Source organism: Pseudomonas acericola (SeqCode) (assembly GCF_053456465.1).
In genome coordinates, this window is the sequence record NZ_JBRFJB010000004.1 from 321,019 (window position 1) to 335,926 (window position 14,908).

The window sequence follows — 14,908 nt, forward strand, 5'->3', positions numbered from 1 at the left end:
ACCCGGGTCCCCTGTGGGAGCTGGCTTGCCTGCGATGCTTTTAGCGGCTGGCGAGTAGGGCCTGGCCACGCGCAACGGCAGCCTTCACCTGCGCCGGCGCAGTCCCGCCGATATGGTCACGCGCATTCACCGAACCTTCCAGGGTCAGCACGGCAAACACGTCTTGCTCGATCTGGTCGCTGAACTGACGCAGTTCTTCCAGGCTCATTTCCGCCAGGTCCTTGCCGGTGTCCACGCCGTACTTCACGGCATGACCAACGATTTCGTGGCAGTCACGGAACGGCAGGCCACGGCGCACCAGGTAGTCCGCCAGGTCGGTGGCGGTGGAGAACCCGCGCAGCGCCGCTTCACGCATGATCGCGTGCTTGGGCTTGATCGCCGGGATCATGTCGGCAAACGCGCGCAGCGAGTCGCGCAAGGTGTCGGCAGCGTCGAACAGCGGTTCTTTGTCTTCCTGGTTGTCCTTGTTGTAGGCCAGGGGTTGGCCTTTCATCAGGGTCAGCAGGCCCATCAGCGCGCCGAACACACGGCCGCTTTTGCCACGTACCAGCTCCGGCACGTCGGGGTTTTTCTTTTGCGGCATGATCGAACTGCCGGTGCAGAAACGGTCCGGCAGGTCGATGAACTGGAATTGCGCGCTGGTCCACAGCACCAGCTCTTCGGAGAAGCGCGACAGGTGCATCATCGCGATGCTGGCGGCGGCGCAGAATTCGATGGCGAAGTCACGGTCGGACACGCCGTCCAGGGAGTTGCCGCCCACGGCGTCGAAGCCCAGCAGTTGCGCGGTGTATTCGCGGTCGATCGGGTACGTGGTGCCGGCCAGTGCGGCGCTGCCGAGCGGCATGCGGTTGGCGCGCTTGCGGCAGTCCACCAGGCGCTCGTAGTCGCGGCTGAGCATTTCGAACCAGGCCAGCAGGTGGTGGCCGAAGGTCACGGGCTGTGCGGTTTGCAGGTGGGTGAAGCCGGGCATGATGGTGTCGGATTCACGCTCGGCCTGCTCCAGCAGACCTTTTTGCAGGCGGGTGATCTCGGCCAGGATCAGGTCGATCTCGTCACGAATCCACAGGCGGATATCGGTCGCGACCTGGTCGTTGCGGCTACGGCCGGTGTGCAGTTTCTTGCCGGTCACACCGATACGGTCGGTGAGGCGGGCCTCGATATTCATGTGCACGTCTTCCAGGTCGACGCGCCAGTCGAACGTGCCGGCTTCGATCTCACCGCGGATGGTGGTCAGGCCATCGATGATGCTGTCGCGCTCGGCGTCGGTCAGCACGCCGACCTTGGCCAGCATCGTGGCGTGGGCGATCGAGCCCATGATGTCGTGGCGGTACAGGCGCTGGTCGAAGGTGACGGAGGCGGTGAAGCGGGCGACGAAGGCGTCGACGGGTTCACTGAAGCGGCCGCCCCAGGACTGGTTGGTCTTGTCGGTGCTCATGGATTCGCTCGTGATCTGCTTTAAAGAGGCTTGGAGGTGTGCCGGCGATAATAACAGGGTTGCCCGTGGAGGCGGTGCTACGGGTGGTCGGCATTTTTATTTGCACGAAGGATGGCAAAGTGCCTTGCCGCCGGACGCGTCCGGGAAGAGACTGGACTCGGGTGTTTATTGAAACGATATTTGACGATAGAGCAATGTCGTCGCAGTGAGCGTCTACAGTTGCACTGATAGAGCGTGAATGCACCAAAGCCGGGTGATGCGGTCAGAACCCAGGCTACTCATTCAGAAGGGGGGTATTCGGATTGTGTATCAGCAAACCCTACGACGATGCCCGAAGTCAGAAGGTCTTGGGCGCAATTGAACAGGTCCGGGTAAATATGGGTGCCACTCTCAGGGCACTTTTTGCCGCTCGCGCTAGTCTTAGCGTGGATCGCTGTGACGCAAGTCACCGCACCTGTCTACGCTATCCTTGTGCGAGACTCACGCAGGAATCCAGCGCAATATGAATGTCCTGATCGTTGAAGACGAACCCCAAGCCCGCGAGCGACTGAGCCGTATGGTCAGTGAACTCGAGGGTTATACAGTCCTTGAACCGAGCGCCACCACGGGCGAAGAAGCGTTGACGCTGATCGACAGCCTCAAGCCAGACGTGGTCTTGCTCGATATTCGCCTGCCGGGCCTTGATGGCCTGCAAGTCGCCGCCCGCCTGAGCGAGCGCGAGTCGCCGCCGGCGCTGGTGTTGTGCGCGTCGCCCGACGATTTTCCCGCGCAGACCCTGGAAGCCAGCGGTGTGAGCTTCCTGGCAAAGCCGGTCGAAGCAGGCGCCCTGCTCAAGGCCCTGAAAAAAGCCGAGCGCCCCAACCGCAGCCAACTCAGCGCCTTGACCCAGCCTGCCGCCCAAAGTGGCAACGGGCCGCGTAGCCATATCAGCGCACGTACGCGCAAAGGCATCGAGCTGATTCCCCTGGACCAGGTGGTGTACTTCATTGCCGACCACAAGTACGTGACCCTGCGGCACGAAGCGGGTGAAGTGCTGCTCGATGAGCCGCTCAAGGCCCTGGAAGATGAGTTCGGCGACCGTTTCGTGCGTATCCACCGCAACGCGCTGGTCGCCCGTGACCGTATCGAGCGGCTGCAACGCACGCCGCTTGGGCACTTTCAGTTGTTCCTGAAGGGGCTCAATGGCGATGCCTTGATCGTCAGCCGACGCCATGTCGCCGGCGTGCGCAAGATGATGCAGCAGCTTTAGCCCAAGGGCTTTGGCGCTGCCTGCAGTCCTTATCCCGGTGCGACGTGGCCAGGGAGGCCCCGCACTTGCTGATTCAAATCAAAGCGTATTTGCCTGAGCTGTTATTATCTGCCGTATCTATTCAGTACGGATTGATCCATGTCCTCTCGCGAAATCCGCATCGCCACCCGTAAAAGCGCCCTGGCCTTGTGGCAGGCCGAATACGTCAAAGCACGCCTGGAGCAGGCCCACCCAGGCCTCGTGGTGTCCCTGGTGCCCATGGTCAGTCGCGGCGACAAGCTGCTCGACTCGCCGTTGTCGAAGATCGGCGGCAAGGGCCTGTTCGTCAAGGAACTGGAAACCGCGTTGCTGGAAAACGAAGCCGACATTGCCGTGCATTCGATGAAAGATGTGCCCATGGACTTCCCCGAAGGCCTGGGCCTTTTTTGTATCTGCGAGCGCGAAGACCCGCGCGATGCCTTCGTTTCCAATACCTACGCATCCCTGGATGAATTGCCCCTGGGCAGCATCGTCGGCACCTCCAGCCTGCGTCGCCAGGCGCAGTTGTTGACCCGTCGCCCGGACCTGCAGATCCGCTTCCTGCGCGGCAACGTCAACACGCGCCTGGCCAAGCTGGATGCCGGTGAATATGACGCGATCATCCTGGCCGCGGCCGGGCTGATCCGCCTGGGCTTCGAAGACCGCATCACCTCGGCCATCAGCGTCGAAGACAGCTTGCCAGCCGGTGGCCAGGGCGCCGTGGGCATCGAATGCCGCACCGCCGACAGTGAGATTCACGCACTGCTCAAGCCCCTTGATCACCACGACACCGAAGTGCGCGTCACCGCCGAACGTGCCCTGAACAAGCACCTCAATGGTGGTTGCCAGGTGCCCATCGCCTGCTACGCCGTGCTCGAAGGGGAAAACCTGTGGCTGCGCGGCCTGGTGGGCGACCCGGACGGCGGTACCCTGCTGACCGCCGAGGTGCGTGGCCCGCAACGTGACGCGGCGGCCCTGGGTATTCAGGTCGCCGAAGCGTTGCTGGACAAGGGCGCCGGCGCCATCCTCGAGAAAGTCTACGGCGAGGCCGGTCCGCAGTGACCGACTGGCGTGTGCTGCTGACGCGGCCTGCCGAGGAGTCGTTGTCCTTGGCGGCGTCGTTGTCGGCAGCCGGGATTTTCAGCAGCAGCCTGCCGTTGCTGGACATCGAGCCATTACCCGTCACACCCGAACAGCAGGCCGTCTTCCGTGACCTGGGCCGCTTTTGCGCGTTGATCGTGGTCAGCAAGCCCGCCGCACGCCTGGCGTTGCAACAGCTGGACCAGGCCTGGCCGCAGTTGCCGTGGTTCAGCGTCGGCGCGGCTACGGGCCAGGTCCTGGCCGATCACGGGCTCAACGTTCACTATCCCGACACCGGCGACGACAGTGAGGCCTTGCTTGCACTGCCGGCCTTGCGCGAGGCTGTCGCACAGCCCGCTGCCCGGGTGCTGATCCTGCGCGGCGAAGGCGGGCGGGAGTTGCTCGCTGAGCGTTTGCGCGAGCAAGGTGCTAGTGTCGTCTATCTGGAGTTGTACCGTCGCTTCCTGCCGAGCTATGCCGCCGGGACGCTGATGCAACGCATCCAGTTGGAACGCTTGAACGGCCTGGTGGTCAGCAGTGGGCAGGGTTTTTTGCACCTGCAAGCCCTGGCCGGTACCGATTGGCCGGCGGTGGCACAGTTGCCGTTGTTCGTGCCGAGCCCGCGAGTCTATGAGATGGCGCGGGCTGCTGGCGCAGAAAAAGTTGTGGATTGTCGCGGTGCGAGCGCCGCGGCTTTGTTAGTGGCACTGCGCAGCCATCGCGCGACCACTCTCTGATACGCAAAGGACGGATACGTGAGCGAAACAGCCTTGCCCAAAGAAGAAACCCAACCCGCACTCGATGCGCCGGTTGAGTCAGCGGCCACCGCGCCACGCCGTGGCAATGGCCTGGCGATCGTGGCCTTGTTGCTCGGCGCTGCCGGGGTTGCCGCCGGTGGTTGGGGGATTTGGCAGGTCCGCGCCCTGCAAGCCAGCAGCCAGCAACAGCTGGGCCAGGTGCGCACGCTGGATGACCAGGCACAATCCCTCAAGCAGAGCCAGCAACAGTTGGCCGCACGCTTGGCGCAGTTGCCGGGCGCGGAGGAGCTTGAAGAGCGTCGTCGCCTGGTGGCTCAGTTGCAGGGCGATCAGCAGCGCCTCAGCCAGCGCCTGGAAACCGTCCTCGGCGCCAGCCGCCAGGATTGGCGCCTGGCGGAAGCCGAACACCTGATCCGTCTGGCCAGCTTGCGCTTGTCGGCCTTGCAGGACATCAACAGTGCCCAGTCGCTGGTCCAGGGTGCCGACGAGATCCTGCGCGAGCAGAGCGATCCGGGTTCCTACGCCGCGCGTGAACAACTGGCCAAGAGCCTTGCGGCACTGCGCAGCACCGAGCAGCCGGATCGCACCGGGCTGTACCTGCAACTGGCGGCGCTGCGCGATCAAGTGGTGCAACTGGCCGCGATCGCACCGGAATACCAGCTCACCGAGCCGGCGTCCCAAGGGCGTCCGACCACGGATGCCGAAAGCCGCTGGAGCCAATGGTGGGAGCAGATCTCGCGCTACTTCCGCATCGACTTCAACCCTGACGACAACATCCGCCCATTGCTGGCCGGCCAAGGCTTGAACCAGGTGCGCCTGGCCCTGAGCCTGGCGCTGGAGCAGGCGCAATGGGCTGCGCTCAACGGCGAGACGGCGGTGTACAGCCGCTCGTTGGGTGAGGCGCGCAGCGTACTGCAAGACAACTTCAATCAGGACAACCCGCAAAGCAAAGCGATGCTGGCGCGTATCGCCGAGCTTGAGCCCAAGGCCGTGTCGGTGGTGACGCCAGACCTGGCGGCGAGCCTGGCAGCGGTGCAGGCTTACCTTGAGCGTCGCCACTTGTCTGCTGACGAAGCCAAGGCGTCGGCTGGCAAACCGGCCACCCAGGAGTAAAGCCGATGAAGCGTTTCTATGTGGGCCTCGTGCTGGCGATTGCAATCGCTTTGGCACTGGCTGTGGGCATCTCGAAACACACCGGCTACGTGTTGATTACCTATCCCCACGTGCTGCATTACGAATCGAGCCTGTGGGCGACCTTGGTGGCGGTGTTTGTCATCGGCCTGGCGATCTACCTGGTGCGCTTGCTGTTTAACCTGGTGACTGCCTCCGGTGGCGTGGTCAACCCATGGTCGCGCCGTAACCGCAGCCGCCGTGTGCAGATCGCCATCGAGCAAGGCCAGTTGGACCTCGCCGAAGGTCGCTGGGCCAGTGCCGAGCGTCACTTGCACCGCGCCGCCGAAGCGGAACGCCAGCCATTGCTCTATTACCTCGGCGCCGCGCGTGCGGCAAACGAGCAGGGTCGCTATGAAGAAGCCGACGGGTTGCTGGAGCGCGCTCTGGAGCGCCAGCCCCAGGCCGAACTGGCCGTCGCCTTGAGCCATGCGCAATTGCAACTGGACCGTGGCGACACCGAGGGCGCCCTTGTCACCTTGCAGGCCATGCACGAACGTCATCCCCACAACGCCCAGGTGCTGCGTCAGTTGCAGCGCCTGCATCAGCAGCGTGGCGATTGGTCGTCGGTGATCCGCCTGCTCCCCGAGTTGCGCAAGGACAAGGTGCTGCCCGCCGCCGAACTGGCCGAGCTGGAGCGTCGCGCCTGGGGTGAGAACCTCAGCCTGGCGGCCCAGCGTGAGGAGCAAGGCGAAGCCGGTTTGCAGTCCCTTGAACGGGCCTGGCAGCAATTGACCTCCGCCCAGCGCCAGGAGCCGCAGTTGGTCCTGGCCTATGCCGAGCAACTGCGCCAATTGGGCGCCGACGCCAAGGCTGAAGAAGTGTTGCGCGGCGCGATCAAGCGCGGTTACGACAGCCACCTGATCCGGCTCTATGGCTTGCTGCGTGGCAGCGACCCGGCGCGGCAATTGAAGTTTGCCGAAGGCTGGCTCAAGGACCATCCGGGCGATGCCAGCCTGCTGCTGACTCTGGGTCGCCTGTGCCTGCAAAACAGCTTGTGGGGCAAGGCGCGTGACTATCTGGAAAGCAGCCTGCAAGTGCAGCGCAATCCGGAAGCCTGTGCCGAGCTCGCGCGCCTGTTGGCCCAACTGGGTGACACCGAGCGCAGCAACCAACTGTTCCAGGAAGGCCTGGGCCTTTTGGATAACCGTCTGCTCGCGTCACCGTTGCCGGTGCCTGCACGCGTCTGAAGTAGGAAAGATGCGAGGGTTGGCGCAGATGCTTCTGACAGCCAACCCTTCAGCCTGCGTAATTCCTCGTCGAAACGGGAATCGTAACAAACTCCTACGTAGCACTTCGTTATGTCCTCCACGCTCTGGCGGGATGTCCTCACGCTTTCGCGGAATCGTCTGCTCTAGCGCGTATTGAAAGGGGTCAGGCCTTTCCTCTACCGTAGCGACCTATCTTCTGCGGTACGGATAAGTAATGTCTTTGGCCCCCTCACGCACCTTGTTTTTCCTGGCGTTCATCGCTGGCGCGCTGACGTTGGGTGTGTCTTTCTACCTGGAATATGGTGCGCTGCTGCGCCCCTGCTTTCTGTGCCAGGTACAGCGGGTGTTTCTTGCCACGTTCATGCTGATCAACTTGGTCGCGGCCATTCATAACCCCAGGCGCTCCGGGGCTGGCCTATATGGGTTGGCGGGCATGGGCTGTGCCTTGCTGGGGGCCTTCACCGCTGCGCGTCAGGTGTTGCTGCAAAGTATCCCGTCGGGTGCGGCTCCAGAATGCTGGCCGAGCCTGCAGGACATGTTGGAAAGGCTGTCGGTGTGGCAGGCAGTCCAGGCTATTTTCAATGGCACTGTCGATTGCGTGGAAATCAACTGGACGCTATTCGATTTGAGCCTCCCGGAGTGGAGCCTGTTGTTCTTCGTCGTGATGCTCATCCTGGGTGTAATGCCATTTTCGCGGCTGTTGCCCGGCCTGCATTTGCGGCAGGGCTAGCGCCTTAATCAGTTCAATGGTTGTAGGACGGGATTAAACACTTGTATGAACTTTCTCTCCTGCGTACCTTGAAGCCATAGTCATGCGGGCATAATCTGGCCCGCACGCACTATCGAAACCGTTTGTCCGATGCGGCCTTGTCCGGCTGCGGCTTTATCCTTGAAGTGTTGCGCGGGCACCAGGCGGCAGCGCCCCTATAGGGAAGAGAGATCATCATGCTGGAAAGTTGTCAGAATGCTCAGGAACGCTGGGGTGGGGTGCACAAGCTGATCGACAGCTGGTTGAAGGCACGTCATGAACTGGTTCGGGCCTTTGATGCGCTTGGCGCCAAGCCCGAGGCGCTGGCTGAGAACCGCGAGCCGTTGCAGGACTTCTGTGGTGTGTTGGTGGACTACGTGTCGACCGGCCATTTCGGCGTCTACGAGCAACTGACCAAGGAGGCGGAAGCCTTCGATGATCAGCGTGGTCTGGACTTGGCTGAGACGATCTACCCGCGCATCGATGTGATCACCGAGAAGCTGTTGGTGTTCACCGACCTGTGTGATGCCGGCAACTGCGTGGCCGAGAAATTCAAAGAGTTGGGCGGCCTGCTTCACGAGCGATTCGAGCTGGAAGACTGCCTGATCGAAGTGCTGCACAACGCCCATAAAGAAGAGCCTGCTACCCAGGCTTGATCCCGGATGGCGAGACAAAAAAACGGTGCGCATGGCGCACCGTTTTTTATTGCCTCAATGGCGGGTGGCGAGCAGTTCGATCTCAAAGACCAGGGGTGTGTAAGGTGCGATCAACTCGCCGGCACCGTCGGCGCCATAGGCCTGGGCAGACGGGATGACCAAACGCCATTTCGCACCGGTAGGCATCTGTTGCAGTGCGCTGGTCCAGCCACTGATCACGCTGTCCAGGCGAAACCATTGGGGCTGCGTGCTCTGATCGAACACCGTCCCATCGGGCAGCCGACCCACATACTTCACTTGCACCTCATCCGTTGCCAGCGGCTTGGCGCCACTGCCGGGCGCCAGCTCTGTGAGCAGGATGCCATCGGCCAATTCGCGGACGCCGCTGACGGTTTTTTCCTTGGCTAGAAACTGCTGTTCTGCGGCGAGTGCTTTTTCGCTGTGAGGCGCCTGTGCATCGGCTTCGCTCTGTGCTTCGTGCTGGGCGAGAAGCTGTTCGATGCGCGCGTTGTCGAGCGCCAGCGGCTTGCCTTGATAGGCTTGCTTGAGCCCGTCGATCAAAGCCTGGATCTGCAGGTCGGGGACTTCCTGGCGTAGGCGTTCACCGAGGCTGGCGCCCAGGCTGTAGGCGAGGTCGTGCTGGTTCTGGTCAGTGGTTTTGGGCGGCGATTGGTCGCTCGCATTGGCTACCGAAATCGCCAGGCCAAGCACTAGAAAAAGGTAACGCGACATGGGCATCCTCCCGCCGAAAGTGCGACGGATTATGCCAGTGTGAGTGGGTAAAAAGTGCCGCGTATTTTCGTTATAACGATAAGAATTTTCGCACGGTGCAACGCAAGGCAAACGATACTGTCAACATGCCCTAGCGGCGGTAAGAGCAGAGGGCTAGTATGAGCCGCACCCACGTCAGCCAGGAGGTAAACCATGTCGGCCAAACAGAAGCCTGTAAATACCCCGTTGCATTTACTCCAACAACTTTCGGGCAGCTTGCTCGAACATCTGGAAAGCGCTTGTTCCCAAGCCCTGGCCGATGCAGAAAAACTGCTCGCCAAGCTGGAAAAACAACGCGGTAAAGCGCAAGAAAAGCTGCACAAATCCCGCACCAAACTGCAAGACGCCGCCACTGCCGGCAAGGCCAAGGCACAAGCCAAAGCCAAAGACGCTGTCAAAGAACTTGAGGACCTGCTGGACGCCCTCAAGGATCGCCAAGCTGAAACTCGCGGCTACATTTCCCAACTCAAAAAAGACGCTCAAGAAAGCCTGAAACTGGCCCAGGGCGTTGGTCGTGTGAAGGAAGCCGTGGCTAAAGTATTGGGTGCTCGTACACCTGCAAAAGCCGTTGCTGCAAAGGCGCCCGCTAAAGCTGCTGCCAAGCCAGCTGCCAAAACCGTTGCTGCAAAACCAGCCGCCAAGCCAGCTGCCAAAACCGCTGCTGCAAAACCAGCCGCCAAGCCAGCTGCCAAAACTGCTGCTGCAAAACCAGCTGCCAAGCCAGTAGCTAAAACCGCTGCTGCAAAGCCAGCCGCCAAGCCAGTTGCTAAAGCCGCTGCTGCAAAACCAGCCGCTAAGCCAGCTGCCAAAACTGCTGCTGCAAAACCAGCTGCCAAGCCAGTTGCTAAAGCCGCTGCTGCAAAACCAGCCGCCAAGCCAGTAGCTAAAACTGCTGCTGCAAAACCAGCCGCCAAGCCAGCTGCCAAACCTGCTGCTGCAAAGCCAGCCGCTAAGCCAGTTGCCAAACCTGCTGCTGCAAAACCAGCCGCTAAGCCAGCTGCCAAACCTGCTGCTGCAAAACCAGCCGCCAAGCCAGTTGCCAAACCCGCTGTTGCAAAGCCAGCCGCTAAACCAGCTGCCAAACCTGCTGCTGCCAAACCAGCACCGGCCAAGCCAGCTGCGCCTGCTGCTACCGCGTCCACCGCTCCAACCGCATCGGCCAGCAGCACGCCTGCACCGGTAGCGCCAAGCACTACCCCAACCAGCGCTTCCTAAGTGCCGGTGGCCATGACGCGCAGCTGCTGCAGCGCGTCATGGTCAAGGTTGGCGGCATCCTCAGCCGCCAGTCCTTCCAGCCACTGTTGTTGACCTTCCCCTATCGGCCATGCCTGCGCCAACGCTTCCAGGCGTGCCAGCAGTTCCCGCTCGGCCTCCAATTCCAACGCCTTGATCCGTTCGCGCAGCGCCGCCAACGGCTGATCCTGCTGCGCCATGACACGCCATTGCACGCGCATGCTTCGTAACGGTTCGATCACCTGTGTGCGCCATGGGCCAGCCAGTTGTTGCAGGGCCAGTACGCGCTCGGGCGCAGTCGCTACACCGCGCTGCTCCAACCAGGCACCACAGAGCAACAGGCACACATCCGCGCCTTGTTCCTGCAAGCGCAGGCAAGCGGCTTCGACACCCGGCCGGGCGTAAGTCGAGAGGGCAAAGCTCCACAGGTCAGCGCACATATTCACACCCAAGCCAGCGGCCAACGAAGCTGGTAGACTCCGCCGCCATTATGATCCGACTTCAAAGCCTAACATTACAGCGTGGCCCGCAACGTCTTCTCGAAGACGCCGAGCTGACCCTGCACGCCGGTCACAAAGCCGGCCTGATCGGTGCCAACGGCGCCGGCAAATCCACGTTGTTCGCCCTGTTGCTGGGTGAGCTGACCCCGGATTCCGGGGACTGCTTGCTGCCCGCCGACTGGCGTATCGCCCATATGCGCCAGGAGATCGACACCCTGGACCGCATCGCGATTGACTACGTGCTCGATGGCGACCTGCGCCTGCGCCAGGTGCAACACGACCTGGCCGAGGCCGAGAACTCCCAGGACGGCGCCGCCCAGGCGCGCCTGCACGCGGAACTCGACAGTGCCGACGGCTACACCGCCGACGCCCGTGCGCGCAAGATGCTCGCCGGCCTGGGCTTCACCAACGAACAGATGGACCGCCCGGTCGCCGACTTCTCCGGCGGCTGGCGCATGCGCCTGAACCTGGCCCAGGCGCTGATGTGCCCGTCCGACCTGCTGCTGCTCGACGAACCCACCAACCACTTGGACCTCGATGCGATCCTGTGGCTGGAGGATTTCCTCAAGAGCTACCAGGGCACCTTGTTGCTGATTTCCCACGACCGGGATTTCCTCGACGCCGTGGTCGACAACATTGCCCACGTCGAACAGAAGAAAATCACCCTGTACCGTGGCGGCTACACCGCGTTCGAGCGCGCCCGTGCCGAACGCCTGGCCCAACAGCAGCAGGCGTTCGAGAAGCAGCAGGCGCAACGTGCGCACATGGAAAGCTACATCGCCCGGTTCAAGGCCCAGGCCACCAAGGCCCGCCAGGCCCAGAGCCGGATCAAGGCCCTGGAGCGCATGGAAGAACTGTCGGCGGCCCACGTCGATTCGCCGTTCGACTTTGTGTTCCGCGAGTCGGTGAAAATCTCCAGCCCGTTGCTCGACCTCTCGGATGCACGCCTGGGTTACGGCGAAAAAACCATCCTGGAAAAAGTGAAGCTGCAACTCACGCCGGGCGCGCGCATCGGTCTGCTTGGCCCCAACGGCGCGGGTAAATCGACGCTGATCAAGAACCTCTCCGGCGAGCTGCAACCCCTGGCCGGCCGCCTGACCCGTGGCGAGAACCTGGTGGTGGGCTACTTCGCCCAGCATCAGTTGGACTCCCTCGACGCCAAGGCCAGCCCGCTGTTGCACCTGCAACGCCTGGCGCCGACCGAGCGCGAACAGGTGCTGCGCGACTTCCTCGGCGGCTTCGACTTCCGTGGCGCGCGTATCGACGAGCCGGTGCTGAATTTCTCCGGCGGCGAAAAAGCCCGCCTGGCCCTGGCGTTGATCGCCTGGGACCGGCCGAACCTGCTGCTGCTCGACGAACCGACCAACCACTTGGACCTGGAAATGCGCCTGGCGCTGACCATGGCCTTGCAGGAATTCAGCGGTGCGGTACTGGTGGTGTCTCACGATCGCCACTTGCTCAAGAGCACCACCGACAACTTCCTGCTGGTGGCCGACGGCAAAGTCGAAGAATTCGACGGCGACCTCGACGACTACGCGCGCTGGCTGACGGATTACCGCCTGCGCAACGCGCCGGTCAGCAACACGCCGGTCAACCCGGACAAGACCGACAAGAAAGCCCAGCGCCAGGCCGCTGCTGCCTTGCGCCAACAACTGGCGCCGCACAAGCGTGAAGCCGACAAGCTGGAAGCCGAACTGGGCAAGGTGCACGAGCGCCTGGCCAAGATCGAAACCAGCCTGGGTGACAGCGCCGTGTACGAAGCCGCGCGCAAGGATGAATTGCGCGACCTGCTGGCCGAACAGGCCAAGCTCAAGGTGCGTGAAGGGCAGTTGGAGGAAACCTGGATGGAAGCCCTCGAATTGCTCGAAACCCTGCAAGCGGAGCTGGAGGCGCTGTCCTGATGGAAGCCTTGCAGTTGCCGCTGCCGCCGCAGTGGGTCGAGCCTATCTGGATCGGCGTGCAAATCCTGCTGATCCTGCTGGCCGGCTACCTGGCGCAGCGTTTTGTCGCCAAGGGCCTGACGCGCCTCGGCGAGCGCTACCCGTTCCCGCCACAACTGCTGATGCCGCTGCGCGGTGGCTTGCGCTGGTTGATCATGGGCAGCGCGCTGATCTTTGTGCTGGAGCGCGTGGGGGTGTCCGCCACGGTGCTGTGGACCGCACTGTCGGGGTTCGTCGCCGTCGCGGCCGTGGCGTTTTTTGCCATGTGGTCGGTGCTGTCCAACCTGCTGTGCGCGATCCTGATCTTTACCGTCGGGCCGTTTCGCATCGGCGATATTGTCGAGCTGGTGGACACCGTGGACAAACCGGGCGTGAAAGGCCGGGTGGTGGCGATCAACCTGCTGTACACCACGCTGATCGAAGTGGCCGAAGCCGGTACCGACAGCGCGATGGTGCAGGTGCCCAACAGCCTGTTCTTCCAACGCTCGGTGCGCCGCTGGATCAGCCCCGCGTAAAAATTCTATAGCCAGGCCTCGGTGCTCGGAGTTAGCTTAACGCTCACGACGAATTTGAAACGAGGTGTGTAATGGCACTCGATACATGGCTGGCCTTTTTTGTGGCCAGTTGGGTCATCTCTCTTTCCCCTGGTGCAGGCGCCATCGCCTCGATGTCCAGCGGCCTGCAATACGGTTTTGCGCGCGGTTACTGGAACGCCATTGGCCTGCAAATCGGCCTGGCGATGCAGATTGCCGTGGTCGCCGGCGGCCTGGGTGCGATTCTGGCGACATCTTCCACCGCGTTTTATGCGATCAAATGGTTTGGCGTCGCGTACCTGGTGTACCTGGCCATCAAGCAATGGCGCGCCTTGCCCATGGACATGTCCGACGACGCGGCCGTGCGCCCGATCGGCAAGCCGATGGCGATGATGTTCCGCGGTTTCCTGGTCAATGCGAGCAACCCCAAGGCCTTGGTGTTCATGCTGGCGGTGCTGCCGCAGTTCGTGAACCCGCAGGCGCCGCTGGTGATCCAGTACGTGATCCTGGGCGCGACGATGATCTGCGTGGATATGATCGTGATGGCGGGGTATACGGGGTTGGCGTCGAAGGTGTTGCGCTTGTTGCGTACGCCGAAGCAGCAGAAGCGCATGAACCGTACGTTTGCCGGGTTGTTTGTGGGGGCCGCTGGCTTCCTCGCCAGCCTGCATCGCGCCACGGCTTGATCTGAAGAAGCCCAATCAAAACGGTGGGAGCTGGCTCTTGTGGCGAGGGAGCTTGCTCCCGCTGGAGTGCGAAGCGCTCCCAAGATCTTGGGGCCGCTGCGCAGCCCAGCGGGAGCAAGCTCCCTCGCCACAGCAAGCCAGCTCCCACATTGATATGTGTTAGCCGTGCTATCGAGGATCAGCGCAGAATTTTCGGCGCTTCATCCCTCGGCAAGTTATTGCGCAACACGGGTTGGCCGGGTTCTTGATACCCGCCACCCAACTGCTCCGCCAACTGCCGCGCCACATCCTCACCCAGGCTTTTCGACACGTCCTTCACCACCCGTGGCCGGTTCAGGTTCACGCGTACGTCGCGGCTGTTCACCAGTTTGGTGTCTTGCCCTTCGCCCATGGCGGTAAACGCCGAGGTGATCTCGAAGGTGCGTGTGTTGATCAGGCTGAAATCCGCCACCAGCGTCAGGCTCAGCACCGCCGAGTAGCTGTTGGTGCGGTCGATGGCGTTGAGGTCCTGGGTGAAGTCGATGTCGGACAGGGTGCCGAACAGCACGTAGTCCGCGCCCTTGAAGTTGCCGGCCTTGATGCGCTTGATCACGTCATACACGTCGCCCTTGGCGTCGGCGGTGTAGGGCGTGCCTTGCACCAGCTGGAACTGGCGTGACTTGAGGATCTCGCCCTTGATGTCACCGCTGAATTTGCGCAGCTCAAGCTGCTCGATGTAGCTGGAGCGGCTCTCGAACTCGGCGTAGCTCGACGCGCCACTGGCGTGGTAGCCGCTGGCCTGGAAGTTGTTGCTGGCCGAAACCGCGTGGATGTACTCCTCGACCCGTGCCTGATAGGCCAGGTCGGTCACCGCGATTTTCGGTGCGGCCGAGGCGCCAAAGGCGCACAGCAGGCCGATCATGCCGATCCATGTACGCATG

The 14,908-nt window shown here is 62.3% G+C and carries 15 protein-coding genes; 11 read left to right on the forward strand and 4 right to left on the reverse strand.

Translation table 11 applies throughout. The features are described from left to right. Nucleotides 1-40: 40 nt before the first annotated feature. A complete protein-coding gene (gene argH, locus ACU688_RS17710; protein WP_448185775.1) occupies nt 41-1,435 on the reverse strand; it encodes an argininosuccinate lyase in 1,395 nt (464 codons plus the stop codon). Between the two features lie 502 nt (nt 1,436-1,937). On the opposite strand from argH, the gene ACU688_RS17715 reads away from it, so the two are divergent. The 7 genes from ACU688_RS17715 (at nt 1,938) to rsd (ending at nt 8,325) form a co-directional block, all read left to right on the forward strand. Next, the gene (locus ACU688_RS17715; RefSeq protein WP_448185776.1) at nt 1,938-2,684 is read left to right on the forward strand and encodes a LytR/AlgR family response regulator transcription factor; all 747 of its coding nucleotides are present in this window, start codon (nt 1,938-1,940) and stop codon (nt 2,682-2,684) included. Nucleotides 2,685-2,822: 138 nt separating this feature from the next. Beyond that, nucleotides 2,823-3,764, forward strand: a complete 942-nt coding sequence (gene hemC / locus ACU688_RS17720; RefSeq protein WP_017736979.1) for a hydroxymethylbilane synthase — start codon at nt 2,823-2,825, stop codon at nt 3,762-3,764. Further along, the gene (locus tag ACU688_RS17725; RefSeq protein WP_448185777.1) at nt 3,761-4,519 is read left to right on the forward strand and encodes a uroporphyrinogen-III synthase; all 759 of its coding nucleotides are present in this window, start codon (nt 3,761-3,763) and stop codon (nt 4,517-4,519) included. The genes hemC and ACU688_RS17725 overlap by 4 nt, the downstream gene beginning before the upstream one ends. 18 nt (nt 4,520-4,537) lie before the next feature. After that, on the forward strand, nt 4,538-5,653 hold the full coding sequence (locus ACU688_RS17730) for a uroporphyrinogen-III C-methyltransferase (RefSeq protein ID WP_448185778.1): 1,116 nt from the start codon (nt 4,538-4,540) through the stop codon (nt 5,651-5,653). Nucleotides 5,654-5,658: 5 nt separating this feature from the next. Further along, nucleotides 5,659-6,900, forward strand: coding sequence for a heme biosynthesis protein HemY (locus tag ACU688_RS17735; protein WP_448185779.1), 1,242 nt, complete (start codon nt 5,659-5,661; stop codon nt 6,898-6,900). A gap of 235 nt (nt 6,901-7,135) precedes the next feature. Further along, nucleotides 7,136-7,651, forward strand: a complete 516-nt coding sequence (locus ACU688_RS17740; protein WP_448185780.1) for a disulfide bond formation protein B — start codon at nt 7,136-7,138, stop codon at nt 7,649-7,651. A gap of 215 nt (nt 7,652-7,866) precedes the next feature. After that, nucleotides 7,867-8,325 (forward strand): sigma D regulator, encoded by a 459-nt coding sequence (gene rsd, locus ACU688_RS17745; protein WP_448185781.1) that lies wholly within the window; start codon nt 7,867-7,869, stop codon nt 8,323-8,325. 54 nt (nt 8,326-8,379) lie between these two features. Here the strand turns inward: rsd and ACU688_RS17750 are convergent, their stop codons facing one another. Beyond that, nucleotides 8,380-9,057: an FKBP-type peptidyl-prolyl cis-trans isomerase gene (locus ACU688_RS17750; RefSeq protein WP_448185782.1), complete on the reverse strand. Its 678-nt coding sequence runs from the start codon at nt 9,055-9,057 to the stop codon at nt 8,380-8,382. Nucleotides 9,058-9,249: 192 nt separating this feature from the next. Between ACU688_RS17750 and ACU688_RS17755 the strand changes: the two genes are divergently transcribed. Continuing rightward, nucleotides 9,250-10,311 carry an AlgP family protein gene (locus ACU688_RS17755; RefSeq protein WP_448185783.1) on the forward strand — a complete coding sequence of 354 codons (1,062 nt, stop codon included), beginning with the start codon at nt 9,250-9,252 and terminating at the stop codon, nt 10,309-10,311. Here ACU688_RS17755 and ACU688_RS17760 read toward each other — a convergent pair. Continuing rightward, nucleotides 10,308-10,769, reverse strand: coding sequence for a TIGR02444 family protein (locus tag ACU688_RS17760; protein WP_448185784.1), 462 nt, complete (start codon nt 10,767-10,769; stop codon nt 10,308-10,310). The genes ACU688_RS17755 and ACU688_RS17760 overlap by 4 nt on opposite strands. Before the next feature lie 50 nt (nt 10,770-10,819). Here ACU688_RS17760 and ACU688_RS17765 point away from each other — a divergent pair, with 50 nt between their 5' ends. The 3 genes from ACU688_RS17765 (at nt 10,820) to ACU688_RS17775 (ending at nt 13,988) form a co-directional block, all read left to right on the forward strand. Continuing rightward, nucleotides 10,820-12,730 (forward strand): ATP-binding cassette domain-containing protein, encoded by a 1,911-nt coding sequence (locus ACU688_RS17765; protein WP_448185785.1) that lies wholly within the window; start codon nt 10,820-10,822, stop codon nt 12,728-12,730. Then, nucleotides 12,730-13,284, forward strand: coding sequence for a mechanosensitive ion channel domain-containing protein (locus ACU688_RS17770; protein WP_448185786.1), 555 nt, complete (start codon nt 12,730-12,732; stop codon nt 13,282-13,284). The genes ACU688_RS17765 and ACU688_RS17770 overlap by 1 nt, the downstream gene beginning before the upstream one ends. A gap of 71 nt (nt 13,285-13,355) precedes the next feature. Further along, nucleotides 13,356-13,988, forward strand: a complete 633-nt coding sequence (locus tag ACU688_RS17775) for a LysE family transporter (protein ID WP_124526875.1) — start codon at nt 13,356-13,358, stop codon at nt 13,986-13,988. A gap of 178 nt (nt 13,989-14,166) precedes the next feature. Here ACU688_RS17775 and ACU688_RS17780 read toward each other — a convergent pair whose 3' ends face one another. Then, nucleotides 14,167-14,907 carry a penicillin-binding protein activator LpoB gene (locus ACU688_RS17780; protein WP_448185787.1) on the reverse strand — a complete coding sequence of 247 codons (741 nt, stop codon included), beginning with the start codon at nt 14,905-14,907 and terminating at the stop codon, nt 14,167-14,169. Between the last annotated feature and the right edge of the window lies 1 nt (nt 14,908).

Excerpts from the sequence above, each read along its gene's own strand:
- ACU688_RS17740 (WP_448185780.1), top strand. The coding sequence starts at position 7,136 with ATGTCTTTGGCCCCCTCACGCACCTTGTTTTTCCTGGCGTTCATCGCT.
- rsd (WP_448185781.1), top strand. The coding sequence starts at position 7,867 with ATGCTGGAAAGTTGTCAGAATGCTCAGGAACGCTGGGGTGGGGTGCAC.
- ACU688_RS17715 (WP_448185776.1), top strand. The coding sequence starts at position 1,938 with ATGAATGTCCTGATCGTTGAAGACGAACCCCAAGCCCGCGAGCGACTG.
- ACU688_RS17770 (WP_448185786.1), top strand. The coding sequence starts at position 12,730 with ATGGAAGCCTTGCAGTTGCCGCTGCCGCCGCAGTGGGTCGAGCCTATC.
- ACU688_RS17775 (WP_124526875.1), top strand. The coding sequence starts at position 13,356 with ATGGCACTCGATACATGGCTGGCCTTTTTTGTGGCCAGTTGGGTCATC.
- ACU688_RS17735 (WP_448185779.1), top strand. The coding sequence starts at position 5,659 with ATGAAGCGTTTCTATGTGGGCCTCGTGCTGGCGATTGCAATCGCTTTG.
- hemC (WP_017736979.1), top strand. The coding sequence starts at position 2,823 with ATGTCCTCTCGCGAAATCCGCATCGCCACCCGTAAAAGCGCCCTGGCC.
- ACU688_RS17750 (WP_448185782.1), bottom strand. The coding sequence starts at position 9,057 with ATGTCGCGTTACCTTTTTCTAGTGCTTGGCCTGGCGATTTCGGTAGCC.
- ACU688_RS17755 (WP_448185783.1), top strand. The coding sequence starts at position 9,250 with ATGTCGGCCAAACAGAAGCCTGTAAATACCCCGTTGCATTTACTCCAA.
- ACU688_RS17765 (WP_448185785.1), top strand. The coding sequence starts at position 10,820 with ATGATCCGACTTCAAAGCCTAACATTACAGCGTGGCCCGCAACGTCTT.
- ACU688_RS17780 (WP_448185787.1), bottom strand. The coding sequence starts at position 14,907 with ATGCGTACATGGATCGGCATGATCGGCCTGCTGTGCGCCTTTGGCGCC.
- argH (WP_448185775.1), bottom strand. The coding sequence starts at position 1,435 with ATGAGCACCGACAAGACCAACCAGTCCTGGGGCGGCCGCTTCAGTGAA.
- ACU688_RS17760 (WP_448185784.1), bottom strand. The coding sequence starts at position 10,769 with ATGTGCGCTGACCTGTGGAGCTTTGCCCTCTCGACTTACGCCCGGCCG.